The 16,918-nt window shown below is 62.1% G+C and carries 17 protein-coding genes; 7 read left to right on the forward strand and 10 right to left on the reverse strand.

Annotation, left to right across the window (positions count from 1 at the left end; translation table 11 throughout):
* Positions 1-4 precede the first annotated feature (4 nt).
* The 5 genes from phoU to pstS all read right to left on the reverse strand — a co-directional run bounded on the left by phoU (position 5) and on the right by pstS (position 4,575).
* Positions 5-712 carry a phosphate signaling complex protein PhoU gene (gene phoU / locus FHS03_RS07120; RefSeq protein WP_050408470.1) on the reverse strand — a complete coding sequence of 236 codons (708 nt, stop codon included), beginning with the start codon at positions 710-712 and terminating at the stop codon, positions 5-7.
* Positions 713-750: 38 nt separating this feature from the next.
* Positions 751-1,530, reverse strand: a complete 780-nt coding sequence (gene pstB, locus FHS03_RS07125) for a phosphate ABC transporter ATP-binding protein PstB (RefSeq protein ID WP_050408471.1) — start codon at positions 1,528-1,530, stop codon at positions 751-753.
* A gap of 16 nt (positions 1,531-1,546) precedes the next feature.
* The gene (gene pstA / locus FHS03_RS07130) at positions 1,547-2,404 is read right to left on the reverse strand and encodes a phosphate ABC transporter permease PstA (RefSeq protein WP_176348489.1); all 858 of its coding nucleotides are present in this window, start codon (positions 2,402-2,404) and stop codon (positions 1,547-1,549) included.
* Positions 2,401-3,345 (reverse strand): phosphate ABC transporter permease subunit PstC, encoded by a 945-nt coding sequence (gene pstC / locus FHS03_RS07135; RefSeq protein ID WP_371871631.1) that lies wholly within the window; start codon positions 3,343-3,345, stop codon positions 2,401-2,403. Before pstC ends, pstA begins: the two co-directional genes overlap by 4 nt.
* A gap of 186 nt (positions 3,346-3,531) precedes the next feature.
* Positions 3,532-4,575: a phosphate ABC transporter substrate-binding protein PstS gene (gene pstS, locus FHS03_RS07140; protein ID WP_183440316.1), complete on the reverse strand. Its 1,044-nt coding sequence runs from the start codon at positions 4,573-4,575 to the stop codon at positions 3,532-3,534.
* A 272-nt stretch (positions 4,576-4,847) separates the two neighbouring features.
* Between pstS and ppk1 the strand changes: the two genes are divergently transcribed.
* Positions 4,848-6,944, forward strand: coding sequence for a polyphosphate kinase 1 (gene ppk1 / locus FHS03_RS07145; protein WP_183440317.1), 2,097 nt, complete (start codon positions 4,848-4,850; stop codon positions 6,942-6,944).
* Between the two features lie 13 nt (positions 6,945-6,957).
* Positions 6,958-7,425 carry a SixA phosphatase family protein gene (locus FHS03_RS07150; RefSeq protein ID WP_183440318.1) on the forward strand — a complete coding sequence of 156 codons (468 nt, stop codon included), beginning with the start codon at positions 6,958-6,960 and terminating at the stop codon, positions 7,423-7,425.
* 306 nt (positions 7,426-7,731) lie between these two features.
* Here the strand turns inward: FHS03_RS07150 and FHS03_RS07155 are convergent, their stop codons facing one another.
* Positions 7,732-8,787 (reverse strand): polyamine ABC transporter substrate-binding protein, encoded by a 1,056-nt coding sequence (locus FHS03_RS07155; RefSeq protein WP_229426113.1) that lies wholly within the window; start codon positions 8,785-8,787, stop codon positions 7,732-7,734.
* A 253-nt stretch (positions 8,788-9,040) separates the two neighbouring features.
* On the opposite strand from FHS03_RS07155, the gene FHS03_RS07160 reads away from it, so the two are divergent.
* On the forward strand, positions 9,041-9,259 hold the full coding sequence (locus FHS03_RS07160; RefSeq protein ID WP_183440320.1) for a hypothetical protein: 219 nt from the start codon (positions 9,041-9,043) through the stop codon (positions 9,257-9,259).
* A 4-nt stretch (positions 9,260-9,263) separates the two neighbouring features.
* Complete coding sequence (locus tag FHS03_RS07165) at positions 9,264-9,515, forward strand: hypothetical protein (RefSeq protein WP_183440321.1); 252 nt, start codon at positions 9,264-9,266, stop codon at positions 9,513-9,515.
* Between the two features lie 18 nt (positions 9,516-9,533).
* Here the strand turns inward: FHS03_RS07165 and fliD are convergent, their stop codons facing one another.
* From fliD to alr, 4 genes are all read right to left on the reverse strand, one after another.
* Entirely contained in the window at positions 9,534-10,919 is a 1,386-nt protein-coding gene (fliD, locus tag FHS03_RS07170; RefSeq protein ID WP_183440322.1) for a flagellar filament capping protein FliD, read from the reverse strand.
* 132 nt (positions 10,920-11,051) lie between these two features.
* On the reverse strand, positions 11,052-11,372 hold the full coding sequence (locus tag FHS03_RS07175; protein WP_183440323.1) for a PilZ domain-containing protein: 321 nt from the start codon (positions 11,370-11,372) through the stop codon (positions 11,052-11,054).
* Between the two features lie 137 nt (positions 11,373-11,509).
* On the reverse strand, positions 11,510-12,886 hold the full coding sequence (gene radA, locus FHS03_RS07180) for a DNA repair protein RadA (RefSeq protein ID WP_183440324.1): 1,377 nt from the start codon (positions 12,884-12,886) through the stop codon (positions 11,510-11,512).
* A 2-nt stretch (positions 12,887-12,888) separates the two neighbouring features.
* Entirely contained in the window at positions 12,889-13,977 is a 1,089-nt protein-coding gene (gene alr, locus FHS03_RS07185; RefSeq protein ID WP_183440325.1) for an alanine racemase, read from the reverse strand.
* A gap of 173 nt (positions 13,978-14,150) precedes the next feature.
* Here alr and FHS03_RS07190 point away from each other — a divergent pair, with 173 nt between their 5' ends.
* The 3 genes from FHS03_RS07190 (at position 14,151) to lplT (ending at position 16,918) form a co-directional block, all read left to right on the forward strand.
* A complete protein-coding gene (locus FHS03_RS07190) occupies positions 14,151-14,789 on the forward strand; it encodes a hypothetical protein (RefSeq protein WP_183440326.1) in 639 nt (212 codons plus the stop codon).
* 53 nt (positions 14,790-14,842) lie between these two features.
* On the forward strand, positions 14,843-15,565 hold the full coding sequence (locus tag FHS03_RS07195) for a hypothetical protein (RefSeq protein ID WP_183440327.1): 723 nt from the start codon (positions 14,843-14,845) through the stop codon (positions 15,563-15,565).
* 90 nt (positions 15,566-15,655) lie between these two features.
* Positions 15,656-16,918, forward strand: coding sequence for a lysophospholipid transporter LplT (gene lplT, locus FHS03_RS07200; RefSeq protein WP_183440328.1), 1,263 nt, complete (start codon positions 15,656-15,658; stop codon positions 16,916-16,918).

The raw sequence follows: 16,918 nt of genomic DNA on the forward strand, positions 1-16,918 counted from the left end.
ATCTTTATTCTCCGCTGGCCTCTTCGCTGGGCGGCACGGTACGGGTATGGCGGATATCCCTGCCTTCCACCACGTAAATCACATACTCAGCGATGTTTTTCGCATGGTCGCCGATACGCTCGATGGCTTTCGCCACCCACATCGTATCCAGCGCCGCCGAGATTGTACGCGGATCTTCCATCATGAAGGTAATCAGGTTGCGCATGATGGAACGGAATTCGTGGTCGATGATCGCATCCTGGGCGATCAGCTGCAGCGCCTGCTTGCCATCGTTGCGGGCAAAAGCGTCCAGCGCGTCGTGCAGCATATCGCTGGTGGCGTTGGCGATGGAGCGCACCATTTCGTAATGGTTGACGGTGACGGCGCCGCGGCTGTGCAGGCTCTTGGCCGTGCGCGCGATCTTGGTCGCCTCGTCGCCGATGCGTTCCAAGTCGGTAATCACCTTGATGGTGGCCATCACGGTGCGCAGATCGTTGGCCGTGGGCTGGCGGCGCACGATCAGGTGGCTGCAGGCGTCGTCCAGCTGCACTTCGAGCTGGTTGACGGAATCGTCTTCGCGCATCACGCGCTCGGCGCGCTCCAGATTGCCGATGCGGAAGCAGGTCATCGCATCGAGGAACTGGGTTTCCACGATGCCGCCCATCAGCAGCACCTTGGAGCGGATCGCTTCAAGTTCGTTGTCGTACTGTTTGGAAGAATGCTCGCCAATCATGCTGCTCTCCGGATATGTAGTGTAATTTTATTGTGTAATCAGCCGAAGCGGCCGGTGATGTAATCCTGGGTTTCCTTGCGCGCAGGATTCATGAAGATCTGGTCGGTTTCGCCGAATTCCACCAGCTCGCCCAGGTACATATACGCCGTGTAGTCGGAGCAGCGCGCCGCCTGCTGCATATTGTGGGTGACGATGGCGATGGTGTAGTCCTGCTTCAGCTCGCTGATCAGCTCTTCCACTTTCGAGGTCGAGATCGGGTCCAGCGCCGAGGTCGGCTCGTCGAGCAGCAGCACGTCGGGCTTCACCGCCACGCCGCGCGCGATGCACAGGCGCTGCTGCTGGCCGCCGGACAGGGACAGGCCGCTCTTGCCGAGCTTGTCCTTGACTTCGGTCCACAGCGCGGCCTTGTTCAGTGCCCATTCGACGCGCTCGTCCATTTCGCCTTTCGACAGGTCTTCATACAAGCGCACGCCGAACGCGATATTGTCGTAGATCGACATCGGGAACGGGGTCGGCTTCTGGAACACCATGCCGACCTTGGCGCGCAGCATGTTCACGTCCTGGTCGGCGTCGAGGATGTTGCGGCCGCGGTAGGCGATGGTGCCTTCGGCGCGCTGGCCGGGATACAGGTCATACATGCGGTTCAGGGTGCGCAGCAGGGTCGATTTACCGCAGCCGGACGGGCCGATGAAGGCCGTCACCTGCTTTTCGTGGATGTCCAGGTTCACATTGGTCAGGCTGCGGGTCTTGCCGTAGTAAAAGTTCAGGCCCGAAATTTCAATAATCTTGCGCTTGTTGCTCATGGTCTCTTGGCTCATGTGAAATATTCTCGATTTAGTTCGGTATCTTCTGCGTGAAGACGGTGCGCGACAGCACGTTCAGGGCCAGCACGCTGAAAGTCACCAGCAGGGCGCCGCCCCAGGCCAGGGCGCGCCAGTTGTCGTAAGGGCTCATGGCGAACTGGTAAATCACCACCGGCAGATTGGCCAGCGGCTTGTTCATGTCGGCGCTGAAGAACTGGTTGTTCAGGGCGGTGAACAGCAGCGGCGCGGTTTCGCCCGAGACGCGGGCCACGGCCAGCAGCACGCCGGTCACCACGCCGGCCTTCACGGCGCGCAGGCGCACCATCATCGCCACTTTCCAGCGCGGCGCGCCGAGGGCGAAGGCCGCTTCCAGCAGGCTGTTGGGCACCAGGCGCAGCATATTGTCGGTGGTGCGCACCACCACCGGCACGGCGATCAGCGACAGCGCGATGGAGCCGGCATAGCCGGAGAAGTGCTTCACATTGGCCACATACATGGCGTACACGAACAGGCCGATCACGATGGACGGCGCCGACAGCATGATGTCGGTCACAAAACGGGTCAGCTGGGCCACCTTATTGTCCTCGCCGTATTCGGCCAGGTAGATGCCGGCCAGGATGCCGATCGGGGTCGACACCAGCGTGGCCAGGCCCACCATCAGCAGGCTGCCGACGATGGCGTTGGCCAGGCCGCCGCCTTCGCTGCCCGGGGCCGGGGTGGTTTCGGTGAACAGCGCCAGGTTCAAGCCGTGGAAACCGTTGATCAGCAGGGTCGCCAGGATCCAGATCAGGGCGATCAGGCCGACCATCATGGCGCCCACCGACAGGGCGATGCCGATGCGGTGCGCGAACAGGCGCTTGCGGTAGACGGGATTGATGGCCTGCTTCATTTCACACCTTCTTTACGGGACATGCCAGCCAGCATCAGCTTGGCGGCGGACAGCACAATAAACGTGATCGCAAACAGGATCAGGGCCAGCGCGTACAGCGAGGACACATGCAACTGCGAGGACGCTTCAGCGAATTCATTGGCCAGGGTGGAGGCGATCGAGTTCCCTGGCGAGAACAGCGTGGCCGACAGCTTGTTGGCGTTGCCGATGACGAAGGTCACGGCCATGGTCTCGCCCAGCGCGCGGCCCAGGCCCAGCATGACGCCGCCGACCACGCCGGTCTTGGTGTAAGGCAGCACCACCTTGCGCACCACTTCCCAGCGCGTGCAACCGAGGCCGTAGGCGGACTCCTTGAGCACGGCCGGCACGATTTCGAACACATCGCGCATCACCGAGGAAATGAAAGGGATGATCATGACCGCCAGGATCAGGCCGGCGGTCAGGATGCCGATGCCCATGGTCGGGCCGCGGAACAGCACGCCGACGAAGGGCAGCAGGCCCAGCGTCGATTTCAGCAGCGGTTGCACATAGTCGGCGAACAGCGGGGCGAACACGAACAAGCCCCACATGCCGTAGATAATCGACGGCACGCCGGCCAGCAGTTCGACAGCCGTGCCCATCGGGCGGCGCAGCCAGACCGGGCAGATCTCGGTCAGGAACAGGGCGATGCCGAAGCTGACCGGGAAGGCGATCAGCAGCGCGATGCCGGACGTGGCCAGGGTGCCGACGATGGCGATCAGGGCGCCGTATTCATCGTTGACCGGATCCCATTCGACGCGCGTGATAAAGCCCGGCCCGAACTGCTGCAGGGCCGGCATGGCGCCGAGGATCAGGGAAATGATGATGCCGACCAGTACGAACAGTACGGACAGGGCGAACAGCATCGTGATTTTATGAAAAATGAAGTCCTGGATGCGCTGCTTGCGCATGGTCGAATGCATGGCGGCCTGGGCGGCAGCTTCATTCACGGGAGACTCCGTAATCCGGATAGGTGGGGAAGTAAGGTCTGCACTCATGGTATCTTGTTTTAGGTGTAGGCTAGCCGGGAGCCGCAAGCGAAGCAGCGGGAAGCTGCGGCCGACGGGTCCCGGCTAGCCTCCTCGGCCGGGACCGAGGAGGCAGACTGATTAGTAGACGGCTTTGCCCGAAGCGTCTTTCAGGTTGGCTTTCCAGGAATCCTGCACCAGTTTGACCACGCTTGGTGGCAGCGGTACGTAGTCCAGTTCAGCGGCAGCGGCGCCACCGTTCTTGAAGGCCCAGTCGAAGAACTTCACGACTTCCTTGCCTTTGGCGGCATCAGCCTGGGTTTTGTGCATCAGGATGAAGGACACGCCGGTGATTGGCCAGGAAGCTTTACCAGCCTGGTCGGTCAGCACCACGCCGAAGCCTGGGGTCTTGGTCCATTCGGCGTTGGCGGCGGCAGCTTTGAAGTTGTCGTCGTCAGGCTGCACGAAGTTGCCATCCTTGTTTTTCAGCTGGGTATGCTGCAGCTTGTTTTTCTTGGCGAAAGCCCACTCTACATAACCGATCGCGCCCTTGATGCGCTGCACGTTGGCGGCCACGCCTTCGTTGCCCTTGCCGCCCACGCCGGTCACCCATTTCACAGCCGTGCCAGCGCCGATCTTGGTTTTGAACTCAGGGCTGGTTTTCGACAGGTAGTCGGTGAACAGGAAGGAGGTGCCGGAGCCGTCGGCGCGGTGCACCACGGTGATCTCGGCGGCCGGCAGTTTCACGCCTGGGTTCAGGGCGGTGATGGCGGCATCGTTCCACTGGGTGATCTTGCCCAGGTAGATGTCGGCGATCACAGGGCCGGTCAGTTTCAGCTGGCCAGGGGTCAGGCCGTCAACGTTGACCACGGTGACCACGCCGCCCATGATGGCTGGGAACTGGGTCAGGCCTTCCGCGTCCAGCTCTTCGCCTTTCAGCGGGCTGTCGGTGGCGCCGAAATCGACGGTCTTGGCTTTGATCTGTTTCACGCCAGCGCCGGAACCGACGGACTGGTAGTTCAAACCGTTGCCGGTAGCGGCTTTGTACTGCTCAGCCCATTTGGCATAGATCGGGTAAGGGAAGGTCGCGCCGGCGCCGGTCATGTCGGCCGCGGCTGCCGTGCCGAACGCCAGGGCAGCGGAAGCGCCTACTACGAAAGTGGTCAACAGTTGTTTCATACGCATATCAAAGATCCTCTTTGGGGGTTACGGTTTGAATGCTGCGCAGTCTAGCGAACCAATATGACAGCTTTATGACATAGGAAAAAAATTATGACTTTGGCGTTTCCAGAGGGGCGGCGGCGCGGTTTGTCATATTTCCCCGCCCCTATCCGGGGAAATATGACAGCAAGTCACGAAGTTGTCATATTTCACATTTACACTCTCTCGCGGGCCGCGCTGATGTGAAAAAAAGGCTAAAATTAATCATCTGTTAATGAAAAGTAATAGACAAAACCATGAAGCCTGATATGCGTATGGAAGCGAACAGGAACAGCATCCTGCTGGACCGCGAAATCTCCCAGCTGATGTTTAACCGGCGCGTGCTGGCCAACGCCGAAGATCCGGCGATTCCTTTATTAGAGCGCCTGCGCTATCTATGTATTGTCAGCAGCAATCTCGACGAATTCTTTGAAGTGCGCGTGGCCAGCCTGCTGGCGGCGGCCAGTGTTGATGGCGCCCTGTCCGAGCACCCTGCCCTGGTGGCGACGCTGAACCGGGTCAGCAACGAGTGCCACGCCCTGGTCAAGCGCCAGTACGAAGTCTTGAATACCGAAGTACTGCCGGAACTGGCGGCCAAGAATGTGCACCTGCTGCGGCATAGCGAACGCAACGAGGCGCAGCGCGCCTGGGTCAAGGAATATTTCGAACGCGAAGTGCGTCCCCTCTTGACCCCGATCGGCCTCGATCCGGCCCACCCCTTCCCGCAGGTGGTCAACAAGAGCCTGAACTTCATCGTCGCCCTGAGCGGCAAGGATGCCTTCGGCCGCGGCACCGCGATCGCCATCGTCAAGGCGCCGCGCGTGCTGCCGCGCGTGATCCGCCTGCCCGATGAATTGTCGGGCGACGGCAGCATTTCCTTCTGCCTGCTGTCCTCCATCATCCACGCCCATATCTCGGACCTGTTCGCCGGGCGCGAAGTGATCGCCTATTCCCAGTTCCGCGTGACGCGCGACTCGGACCTGTGGGTCGATGAGGACGAGGTGAAAAACCTGCGCCAGGCCCTGAAAGGCGAGCTGCAGGGCCGCCAGTTCGGCCGCTCGGTGCGGCTGGAGGTGGCCAAGAACTGCCCGCCCGAGCTGTCGCAATTCCTGCTCGACCAGTTCGGCCTCGACCAGAGCCGCCTGTACCGCGTCGACGGCCCGGTGAATATGGTGCGCCTGAACGAGATCATCGAGCACGTCAAGGACGCCTCGCTGCGCTTCCCGCCCTTCTTCCCTGGCTTGATCACGAAAGTGGCCAGCGGCGACATCTTCGCCACCTTGCGCGAGCACGACATCCTGCTGCACCACCCTTTCCAGAGCTTCCAGACCGTGATCGACTTCGTGCGCAGCGCCGCGCTCGATCCGAACGTGGTGGCGATCAAGCAGACCGTGTACCGCACCGGCATGAACTCGGACTTGATGGAAGCGCTGATCGCCGCCGCGCGCATGGGCAAGGAAGTGACGGTGATCGTGGAACTGATGGCGCGCTTCGACGAGGAAGCCAATATCAACTGGGCCGACAAGCTGGAACAGGTCGGCGCCCAGGTGGTGTACGGCGTGGTGGGCCTGAAGACCCATGCCAAAATGGCCCTGGTGATCCGCCGCGAAGAAGGCGCGCTGCGCTACTACGCCCACCTCGGCACCGGCAACTACCACCCGACCACGACCAAGTTCTATACCGACTTCGGCCTGCTGACCTGCGACCCGCAACTAGGCCGGGACGTCAACGAAGTCTTCATGCACCTGACCAGCCTGACCAAGCCGCAAAAACTGACCCACCTGTGGCTGGCGCCCTTCGCCCTGCAAAGCGAAATCATCAAGGCCATCCGCAACGAGGCCAAGATCGCGCGCGCCGGCCGGCCGGGCCGCATCATCGTCAAGGTCAATGCGCTGGTGGATGAATCGGTGATCCGCGCGCTGTACGCCGCCTCCCACGATGGCGTCAAGATCGACCTGATCGTGCGCGGCGCCTGTACGCTGAAGCCGGGCGTGCCGGGCCTGTCGGAAAATATCCGGGTGCGCTCCATCATCGGCCGCTTCCTCGAGCACAGCCGCATCTACTACTTCCGCAACGACCTAGCGCACGATGTCTACCTGGCCAGCGCGGACTGGATGAACCGCAATCTGTTCCGCCGCATCGAAGTGGCCTTCCCGGTGCTGGACAAGGCGCTCAAGCGGCGCGTGCTCACCGAGGGCTTGAATCCCTATCTGAAGGATAATACCAATGCCTGGGAGCTGGAACCGGACGGCCACTACCAGCGGCGCAAGCCGCGCGGCAAGCAAGTCCTGTTCGGCGCCCAGCAGCATCTGATGGACATCCTCGGCACGCCGGCCGACCAGGCGGGCAGCTGAACAGGGAGACAGCATGGACCTGATACTGTGGCGTCACGCGGAGGCGGAAACGGGCGGACCCGATCTGCCCGATATGGAGCGCGCCCTGACCGGCAAGGGCCAGAAGCAGGCGCGGCGCATGGGCCACTGGCTCAATTCCCAGTTGCCGGAAAACTGCCGCATCCTGGTCAGCCCCGCCGTGCGCACCCTGCAAACGGTGGAAGCGCTGGGCCGCAAGTTCAAGACCCATCCCGACCTGGCGCCGGACGCCGATCCCGAGGACGTCCTGCGCGCGGCCAATTGGCCGGCCGGCAAGGAAGCGGTGCTGATCGTCGGCCACCAGCCGACCCTGGGCCAGACCGCCGCGCTGTTAATGACGGGCGAGGTGCAGGAATGGGAGATGCGCAAGGCCGCCGCCTGGTGGTTCGTGCAGCGCGAGCCGGGCGACCCGGCCAGCCTGTATTTGAAGGCCGTGATGTCGTCCGACCTGGTCGTGAAGTAAGTCCGCAACACCGGCGCACGCCGCCCCTCGGCAGGGCTTGAAAATTGTTCTTGGCCTGCTAAAGTTTAACTGTATCAACTAAGGGGGGCAGCGGCCTGAAAGGGTGCTGCATGTATCATGATGACCCTGTTTACCATGGGTATTTTCGCCTGCATGATCGGACTGATCGTGTTTGAGATCGTGGCGGAAGGCCGGGGAAGTCACCACAAGCTGCTGGACCGCTATCACGAATAGCTCGAAGCTTCACTGAAGCTCAGGCTCCCGCTGCGGACATGCGCATGTCCGTAGCCGGAGCCTTCATCATTTTTACATGCCGGTCTTGAACTTGGTATAAGCGCGCGTGATAGTGCGGCGGATATCGGCCGGCACCGCTTCCGGCGCCTGCATGCGCTTCTTGTCCTCGTCGGACAGGAAGACGTTCTTGTTTTCAGCGATATCCTTGCGCACGAACTTGACGCTGGCCGCATTCGGATTGGCGTAGAACACCTTGTTGGTCAGGCTCGCATGCACTTGCGGACGCAGGATGTAGTTGATGAACAGGTGGGCATTGTTCGGATGCGGCGCGTCGGCCGGGATGGCCATGGTGTCGAACATCAGGGCGGCCGAGGTCTTCGGCACCAGCACCTGGATCTGCTGGCCGTTCTTGGCGTCGATGGCGCGCTGGCGCGCGATATTGATGTCGCCCGACCAGCCCAGGGCCACGCAGACGGCACCGTTGGCCATATCGTTGATATAGCCCGAGGAGCTGAACAGGGTCACATAGGGACGGATGGCGCTCAGCATCTTGCCCGCTTCCGCGTAGTCGGCGGCCGCAGTCGAGAAGGCGGGCTTGCCCAGGTAGATCAGGGCGGCCGGCAGCACTTCCGACGGCGAGTCGAGGAAGGACACGCCGCAGGACTTGAGCTTGGACGCGTATTTCGGATTGAAGATCAGCTCCCAGGCATTGTCCGGCAGCGGCATATTGCCGAGCGCGGCCTTGACCTTGCCGACGTTGATGCCGACCGTGGTATAGCCCCACAGCCAGTCCACCAGGTAGTCGTTATTGGGGTCGATCTTGGCCAGCTTGGCCTGGATATGCGGGTCCAGATTGGACAGATTGCTCAGCTTGCTCTTATCGAGCTTGCGCAGCAGCTTGGCGTCGATCTGCAGACGCGCCCATTGCGCGGTCGGCACCACGATGTCATAGCCCGACTTGCCGGCGGCCAGCTTGGAATTGAGGATTTCGTTATTATCAAAAACGTCATAGCGGACCTTGATGCCCGTCTCTTTTTCAAAGTTTTTGATCGTATCGTCGGCGATGTAATCCGACCAGTTGTAGATGTTCAGGACTTTCTCTTCCTGCTGCGCCTGAGCTTGGCCCATGATGGCCGCAGCCGCCAGCAGACCCAGACCGAAACGCTTACCCCAACCATTCACCGCCATAATTCCCGCCTCCAATGAAAAGGAACCCGCCAAAAAGGCGAGATGATCCGGCATTGTGCCACCGAATGCAAGCGCCCGCCGCACCCGGGATAAAAAAGCCCGGCCATTTTGCCTGCGCTCAAATCCGACGCGCCGCGATGGGCGTACAATTTTCTTTCGCCCTAGGCGTCCTGGCAAGCAGAGGAGGAAGATCATGGTTGAAATGACTTTTGAGATGACCGAGGAAATCGAGGATCGCCTGAACGAGATTTCCCAACGCCACCACGTACCCATAGGCGAAGCAATCCGGCTGGGACTATGCCTGCTCTCCATCGCCGACCGCGAGTTCGGCAAGGGGAACAGTCTGGCGGTAGTACATGAGGACGGGGACAAGATCGAACCTGTCTATGTGCTGGAAAGCGTCTTTTGCTGACCCTATGAGTGACAAATGGCCCAAGGAGTTAGGCGGTCGCGGCGATGTCTCCCGCATCAATGCCGCGACCCGGCTTCGCTTTGCACGCCAGATCCTGCTTTGCCTCTTCCTGCTCTGTATTCTCGTATTCAGTGCCTACTGGCTGCAGCCGGAGAGCCCGGCTGCAGCCGCAGTGTTCGAACTGGTGAAGGTGGGCGTGCTGCCGCTGGTGACCCTGGTCATCGGCTTCTACTTCCCCAGCAGCAAACGCAACTAGGCGCTCAGCAGCAGATGCTTACGCCAACATATCGAATAGCGAACGCGGCCCGGTATAGCCCGGCAGGGCGGGATTGCTGCCCATCTGTTCCTGCTGCGTGTACAGCTTGACCAGCGCATTGGCCTGGGCCGTCAGCGCTTTCGACAGCTCGGCGCGCTTGCCGTTGAGATTGGTGATTTCCTTGCCCACCGACGCGGCTTCCCGCTTGAGCGCGCTGTCGGCGCCCGTCAGGCTGTCGATACGGCCTGCCACCTGGTCGGCAATGCCCTTGCCGCCATTGGTAAACAGGGCCGACACGGCGGCGGGATCGGCGGCGATCGCGGCCTTGAGTTTTTTCTCGTCGAGCTGGGCCTTGCCCGAGCTGTCGAAGCTGATGCCGGCATCGGCCAGCGCCGTGGTCGAAATATTGCCGCCACCGGTACGCATCAGCTGGCTGAGCTGGGTGCTGGCCTGGGTCACGGCATTGCCGGATTTCAGATCGCCTTTTTGCAGCACGCCCAGGCGGGTATTCAGACTGTTGAACGCTTCCACGAACTTGCCGACATTGGACGCGATCTGACTGGCGTCCTGCGTCACCGTCACATCGGTCTTGCCCTTGCCGGTCAGGGTCAGCTTCAAGCCGTCGACGGCCTTGTCCAGGGTGTTGCTGGCGCTCTGCACCTGCTTGCCGTTCACCGTCAGCAGCGCATCCTGGGCCGCCTGGGTCTGGGTCAGCTTGGAATTGGCCGCGCCGTTGTAGGCGAGCATATCCTTGACCGCCGCATCGCCGGTGACGCTGATGCGCATGCTCTGCGCTTCGCCGTCCGCGCCCTTGATCGCCAGCGCGAAACCGCCGCCGGTCTTGACCACGCTGGCATCGATGCCGGCCGCCTTGAATGCGGATGCAATGCCGTCCAGGGTGTTATTGCTGCTGTCGATGGTGATGCTCTTGACCGCGTCCTTGCCTGGCGTAAAGCCCTTATCACCCTGCACGCCAAACTCGACTTTGATCGTGGCCGGCGCGCCGGTGCCGATCTTGGCGCTGTTCGACAGCTGCGTCTCGCTGGTCAAGACCTGGCCCTGGGCCAGACGGCTGACATCGATCGCATAGCTGCCGGCCTTGGCCGTGGCGCCGCTGCTCACATTCAGCACGCCCTTGCCGGACGAGGTGGCACTGGTGCTCAGCCCGCTGCCCGACAAACCCTTGGCCACCGCCTGGAAGTCGGCCAGCGCGCTCTGCAACTGGCCCAGGCCGGACAGCTTGGTCTGGCTGCTGGCCAGGCTGGTGTTCAGGCGCTGGGCCACGCCGGCCTGGCCGGCGAGCGCGCGCTCCACTTTGGCGTAGACGGCGGACGAGGGCGAGCCCAGGCCACCCAGGCTGCCGCTATTGCCGTACATGGAGGAAATGATGGAAGGATTGATCATGGCTGAGTGTCCGTGTATCCGTGGGAAAAGTTAGATGGTCCGAGGGATGATCTTAATTATTATCCACGTTTGGCGCTTTTTCAAAACGGCGAACAGAGGTGGAATTGCCGCCCTGCCCGCCGCCGCCCCGGCTCAGCGCATAAAGCGCGTCAAGGCCGTCAGTACGGCCTGATCCAGGTTCTGGAAAGCGAAGCCGACCTTGAATTCGTCGCCGCTGAAAATGCACTGCGTCACTTTCGAACGGCAAGTCAACAGTTGCGGCTTGCCGTCCACCAGCATCTCGAAGACCACCTGGCCCAGCTTGCCGATCTCGACTTTATGATCGCTCGTCACCGACATGCCGGTGGTGCCGAGGTCGAAGGTGCGGGCGGCCATCGGGGTGCCGCCATCCATCAAAATCATTGCCTTCACGCGCAGGATCTTGCGCGCCGCTTGTCTTTGGTCTGCTAGCACTTTAATCGCTCTTTTGAGTATCAGGACGGAAATGGCGCGGAGGGCGCCACGCCGTGGTGCCAGCGCGCCACGGTCGGAACACGCGGTATTCTACTGCGCATTCAATCGCCTAACAGTTCAAAATTGCCAAATACGAACTATTGCAGTTCCCGCAAGCGGCTGAAGGCATCGTCGATGCGCTCGACGGCGATGATGGTCATGCCTTCGACCGGCTGTTTCGGGACGTTCGCCTTGGGAATCATGGCGATGGAAAAGCCCAGCTTGGCCGCCTCGCGCAAGCGTTCCTGGCCGCGCGGCGCGGGCCGGATCTCGCCCGCCAGCCCGACTTCGCCAAAGACCACGAAACCGGCCGGCAGCGCCTTGTTGCGCATCGAGGAATTGATGGCCAGCAGCACCGCCAGGTCGGCGGCCGGCTCGGTGATCTTGACCCCGCCGACGGCGTTGATGAACACGTCCTGGTCGAAGGCGGCGATGCCGGCGTGGCGGTGCAGCACGGCCAGCAGCATGGCCAGGCGGTTCTGCTCCAGGCCGACCGACAGGCGGCGCGCGTTCGGCAGGTGGCTGGCGTCGACCAGGGCCTGGATTTCCACCAGCAGCGGCCGGGTGCCCTCCTGCGTCACCATCACGCAGGAACCGGGCACCTGGTTATCGTGCTGGGACAGGAACAGGGCCGAGGGATTGGACACGCCTTTCAAGCCCTTGTCCGTCATGGCGAACACGCCCAGCTCATTGACCGCGCCGAAGCGGTTCTTGATGGCGCGCACCAGGCGGAAGCTGGAATGGTTGTCGCCCTCGAAATACAGCACGGTGTCGACGATGTGTTCGAGCACGCGCGGCCCGGCCAGGGCGCCCTCCTTCGTCACGTGGCCGACCAGGATGATGGTCACGCCGCTCTGCTTGGCCATGCGCGTGAGCTGGGCCGCGCACTCGCGCACCTGGGCCACCGAGCCGGGGGCTGAACTCAGCGCGTCCGAATACAGGGTCTGGATGGAGTCGATCACGGCCACCTGCGGCTTCAGCTCATGCAGGGTGTTGAGGATTTTCTCCAGCTGGATTTCGGCCTGCAGCTTCAGCTCATGCGCATCGACGGCCAGGCGCTTGGCGCGCAGCGCGATCTGGGCGCCCGATTCCTCGCCGCTGACATACAGCACGCTTTTGAACTGGGCCATATTGGCCAGCGCCTGCAGCAGCAGCGTCGACTTGCCGATGCCGGGATCGCCGCCGATCAGCACCACCCCGCCCGCCACCAGGCCGCCGCCCAGCACGCGGTCGAATTCCTCGATGCCGGTGCCGAAGCGCGGCACGTCGAGCGCCTCGATATCCTTCAGCGACAGCACCGGCGCGGTCTGGGCCAGCGCCTGGTGCGCGCTTTGCGAGAAGCGGTTGGCGCCGGGCGCCTCGATCACCGTCTCCACCATCGTGTTCCATTGCTGGCAGGCGGCGCACTGGCCGGTCCATTTGCTGCTGATGCCGCCGCATTCGCTGCAGGTGTAGTTGGTCTTTGCCTTGGCCATGTTCAGCCTTCGACGACGGGCACGCGCGGCGCCAGGGCGCACATCAGCTCATAGCCGATGGTGCCGGCGGCCGTCGCCACCTCGTCGATCGGCATGCCCTCGCCCCACAGCACCACGCGGCTGCCCACCCGCGCCTGCGGCAGCGGCGTCAGGTCGACGGTCAGCATATCCATCGAAACGCGGCCGACGATGCGGGTGCGCACGCCGTCGACCAGGACCGGCGTGTCGACCGGCGCGTGGCGCGGATAGCCGTCGGCGTAGCCGCAAGCCACCACGCCGATGCGCATGCTGCCCGCAGCCTGGAAACGGCTGCCGTAGCCGACGTAGTCGCCGGCTTCGATCTGCTGGACGCCGATGATCTCGCTGGCCAGGGTCATGGTCGGGAGCAGGCCGAATTCCTCGGCGCTCTTGCCGCCCGGCGTGCCGCCGTACAGCATCACGCCGGGACGGATCCAGTCGCTGACCAGCTCGCCGTCGAGCGCGTCCATCTGGAAGATGCCGGCCGAATTGGACAGGCTCAGCGGCCCCGCCAAGCCGTCCGCGCCGAGCTTGAAGCGGCGGATCTGTTCGCGGATCGGCAGGCAGGCATGGGCCGCCTCGTCGGCGTTGGCGAAGTGGGTCATCAGGGTGATTTCGCCCACATGCGGGATGGCGCGCAGGCGCGCATAGGCGGCGCGGAACGCTTCCGGCTTGAAGCCGAGGCGGTTCATGCCGGTATTCATTTTCAGGTGCACATCGAGCTTGCGCGCGGGACGCGCCGCTTCCAGCAGCGCCAATTGCTCCTCGCAATGCACAGCGCCGTTCAGCTGGTAGTGGTCCATGGTCTGGAGATCGGCCGCGTCGAAGAAGCCTTCCAGCATCAGCATAGGCTTGCTCCAGCCCAGCTCGCGCAACCGCACCCCGTTATCGAATTCGACCAGGGCCAGGCCATCGGCCTCGGCAAAGCCGCGCATGGCGCGCTCCAGGCCATGCCCATACGCATGCGCCTTCACCACCGCCCAGGCCTTGGAATCGGGCGCGCAGGCTTTGGCGCGCGCCAAATTATGTTTCATCGAGTCAATATGAATACTTGCAAGAATCGGCCTAGGCATGGAGTTTCCGGACAAATGAGGGAGCCGGTATTTTACCCGAGCCAGGCGAAAGATATGGTTGCCTTGTCAAGCCGCTGCTCTATCGTATTCCCGCCACACTGTTACATTTTGATAGTCTTTACAAGATTTCCCAAAGGTATTATTTTCATTTTCTCAACCTTAAGGAAATCTTAATGCGTCATCTGCAAATCTGCGCTGCCGCCCTGGCGGCACTGGCTTCCCTGAGCGCCCATGCCACCGCCTACCGCGAGCTGCCGACCGGCGGCGTGCTGCGCGCCGGCGACTTCATCGAAACCGGCGGCGAATACTGCGTGGTGCAACAAGCCGACAGCAATCTGGTGGTCTACAAACGTCCGCGCAGCAATACCTGCACCGGCGGCACCCCGATCTGGGCCAGCTACTCCAGTGGCGCCACCCATACCGTGATGCAGGCCGACGGCAATCTGGTGCAGTACGACGACGCGGGCAACGCCAAATGGGCCAGCAATACCGGCGGCCGCGCACCGGGCAATTACGGCTTCAGCGTGCATGCCACCACGGGCGCGCTGAACATCACGCTGTGGGATGCCGAACACCGTTACGGCACGACCTTCTGGTCCACCCCGGCCGATCCGAATCCAACGCCACAGCCGCCCAATCCGAAACCGCCCGGCCCCACCTGCCCGAATGGCGCCCCGGTCAGCATTTACACGGTCTGCATCTCGCCCCGGCTGCAATCGCGCATGACCTACAAATTCCCCGCTTGCAGCCAGCGTGACGCGCAGATGCTGGCACTGCAAAACGGCTGGGCCTGGGGTGCCTGCAATCCCTAAGCTGCTTCTTTCGTGATTTCCTGGCTGCCGGCCGGTCCGGCCAGCAGCCAGGCATGCTGCAAACCATTTTGATGAAAAAAATTTTCGCGCTGGCCGCCATGGCCGCAGCCCTTCTCTATTTCACCTGGCCCGCCGAACAAAACACCGTGCCGGCAGCACCATCCGTGCCCATCGCCAGCGCAGCGGCGCCAGCCGGCAAAGCCGCGGCACCGGCCGCGCCGGCAGCATCGGCCAGTCCCGACACCCCATCCTGGTCCCGCTCGCCATTCGGGCGCGCAGCCCCGCTCGCGGAAAGCCAGCCACGGGCGATCGAGCGGCGCAAGGAGCAGATGAAAGAAGGCGGCTACTACACGCCGGAGGAATACTTCACGCTGCCACTGAAGGAATTGCAGAAGCGCGCCAAGGCCGGCGACATCTATGCCCTGCTGCAGCTGGGCCAGCAATACTATTACGAGGGTCCGGCCCTGCTGGAAGAAGATGGCTACCAGCTGGATGAAGATCCGCGCTTTGTCGGCAAGCGCCATTTCGCCGACGCGGCGGTAGGCGGCCACGGTCAGATGCCTGCCGTGCTGGCTCAGCTATATGCGGCGGAAGGCGATATGGTGAATGCCTACGCCTGGCGACTGTTCGGCGAGCAATTGGGCGAGCATTATGCGAAGCCGCTGGATATCAGCAAGCTCAACAATCAGCAGCAGAATCTGGCGCGGCAGCAAGCCAGCCTGCTGCTGGGCCGCTTCATGAGCCGCGCGCCGGTGGGCGCCATTCCGCCGCAATAAGCGCAGCCCGGGGCTGGAGGGCTGAAACTACTGACTGTCATTTATTTATGGTATAAAGCACGCCAAGATAAGTTTCCAGGTCCCCCCAGAATGAATCGTGGTTTTTATACCATCATGGCAGCGCAGTTTTTTTCGTCGCTGGCGGATAATGCGCTGCTCTTCGTAGCAATCGACCTGCTCATTTCGATGAAATCCCCGGCGTGGATTACGCCGCTGCTTAAGCTGTCGTTCGTACTGTTTTACGTGCTGTTGGCCGCTTTTGTCGGCGCTTTCGCCGACGCCCTGCCCAAGGGCCGGGTCATGTTCATCGCCAACCTGATCAAGATTTTCGGCTGCATGCTGCTCTTCGTGCATGTGCATCCACTGTTAGCTTACGCCATCGTAGGTTTCGGTGCGGCAATTTATTCTCCGGCCAAATACGGCATCCTGACCGAATTGCTGCCGGCCGAAAAACTGGTGGCCGCCAACGGCTGGATTGAAGGCCTGACCATTTCCTCGATTATTCTGGGCACCGTCATGGGCGGCGCCCTGGTGGCGGGCAAGACCGCCACCATGCTGCTCAATTTCGATATGCCGCTGATCGAAACCGGCATCGATACCGTGACCGAATCGGCCCTGGTGGTGCTGGGCTTCGTCTACGTGCTGGCGGCGCTGTTCAATCTGCGCATTCCCGATACCGGCTATGTGTACGAGCACCAGGAACGCAATCCGGTCAAGCTGATCGCCGACTTCTCCCGCTGCGTCAACATCCTGTGGAAAGATAAGCTGGGCCAGATTTCCCTCGCCGTCACCACCCTGTTCTGGGGCGCCGGCGCCACCCTGCAATTCATCGTCGTGGAATGGGCCAAGAAGGCGCTCGGCATGAGCTTCGACAAAGCCACTACCCTGGTCGGCGTGGTCGCCATCGGCGTGGCGGTGGGCGCGGTCATGTCGGCGCGCATCATCACCCTGCGCAACTCGCTCAGCGTGATCCCGCTCGGCATCGCCATGGGCATCATCGTGGCCTGCATGCCGCTGGTGCATTCGGTATATGTGGCCTATGCCCTGCTGATCGTGATCGGCGTGCTGTCCGGCTTCTTCGTGGTGCCGATGAACGCCCTGCTGCAGCATCGCGGCCACGTGCTGATGAGCGCCGGCCATTCGATCGCGGTGCAGAACTTCAACGAGAACCTGTCCATCCTGACCATGCTGGCGATGTATTCGCTGATGCTGCGCCTGGGTCTGGGCCTGAACGCAATCATCATCATGTTCGGCCTGTCGGTGGCCGGCCTGATGTACTACATCATGCGCCTGCATGCGGCCAATCAGCGCGAGAAGGATTCGCTCTCGCTGATCGGCGAGCACAAACACTGA

This window comes from Pseudoduganella violacea (assembly GCF_014191875.1).
GTDB lineage: Bacteria > Pseudomonadota > Gammaproteobacteria > Burkholderiales > Burkholderiaceae_D > Rugamonas > Rugamonas violacea_A.

Coding starts and splice junctions, on each gene's coding strand:
- phoU (WP_050408470.1), bottom strand. CDS start 712: ATGATTGGCGAGCATTCTTCCAAACAGTACGACAACGAACTTGAAGCG.
- pstB (WP_050408471.1), bottom strand. CDS start 1,530: ATGAGCCAAGAGACCATGAGCAACAAGCGCAAGATTATTGAAATTTCG.
- pstA (WP_176348489.1), bottom strand. CDS start 2,404: ATGAAGCAGGCCATCAATCCCGTCTACCGCAAGCGCCTGTTCGCGCAC.
- pstC (WP_371871631.1), bottom strand. CDS start 3,345: ATGCATTCGACCATGCGCAAGCAGCGCATCCAGGACTTCATTTTTCAT.
- pstS (WP_183440316.1), bottom strand. CDS start 4,575: ATGCGTATGAAACAACTGTTGACCACTTTCGTAGTAGGCGCTTCCGCT.
- ppk1 (WP_183440317.1), top strand. CDS start 4,848: ATGAAGCCTGATATGCGTATGGAAGCGAACAGGAACAGCATCCTGCTG.
- FHS03_RS07150 (WP_183440318.1), top strand. CDS start 6,958: ATGGACCTGATACTGTGGCGTCACGCGGAGGCGGAAACGGGCGGACCC.
- FHS03_RS07155 (WP_229426113.1), bottom strand. CDS start 8,787: ATGGGCCAAGCTCAGGCGCAGCAGGAAGAGAAAGTCCTGAACATCTAC.
- FHS03_RS07160 (WP_183440320.1), top strand. CDS start 9,041: ATGGTTGAAATGACTTTTGAGATGACCGAGGAAATCGAGGATCGCCTG.
- FHS03_RS07165 (WP_183440321.1), top strand. CDS start 9,264: ATGAGTGACAAATGGCCCAAGGAGTTAGGCGGTCGCGGCGATGTCTCC.
- fliD (WP_183440322.1), bottom strand. CDS start 10,919: ATGATCAATCCTTCCATCATTTCCTCCATGTACGGCAATAGCGGCAGC.
- radA (WP_183440324.1), bottom strand. CDS start 12,886: ATGGCCAAGGCAAAGACCAACTACACCTGCAGCGAATGCGGCGGCATC.
- alr (WP_183440325.1), bottom strand. CDS start 13,977: ATGCCTAGGCCGATTCTTGCAAGTATTCATATTGACTCGATGAAACAT.
- FHS03_RS07190 (WP_183440326.1), top strand. CDS start 14,151: ATGCGTCATCTGCAAATCTGCGCTGCCGCCCTGGCGGCACTGGCTTCC.
- FHS03_RS07195 (WP_183440327.1), top strand. CDS start 14,843: ATGCTGCAAACCATTTTGATGAAAAAAATTTTCGCGCTGGCCGCCATG.
- lplT (WP_183440328.1), top strand. CDS start 15,656: ATGAATCGTGGTTTTTATACCATCATGGCAGCGCAGTTTTTTTCGTCG.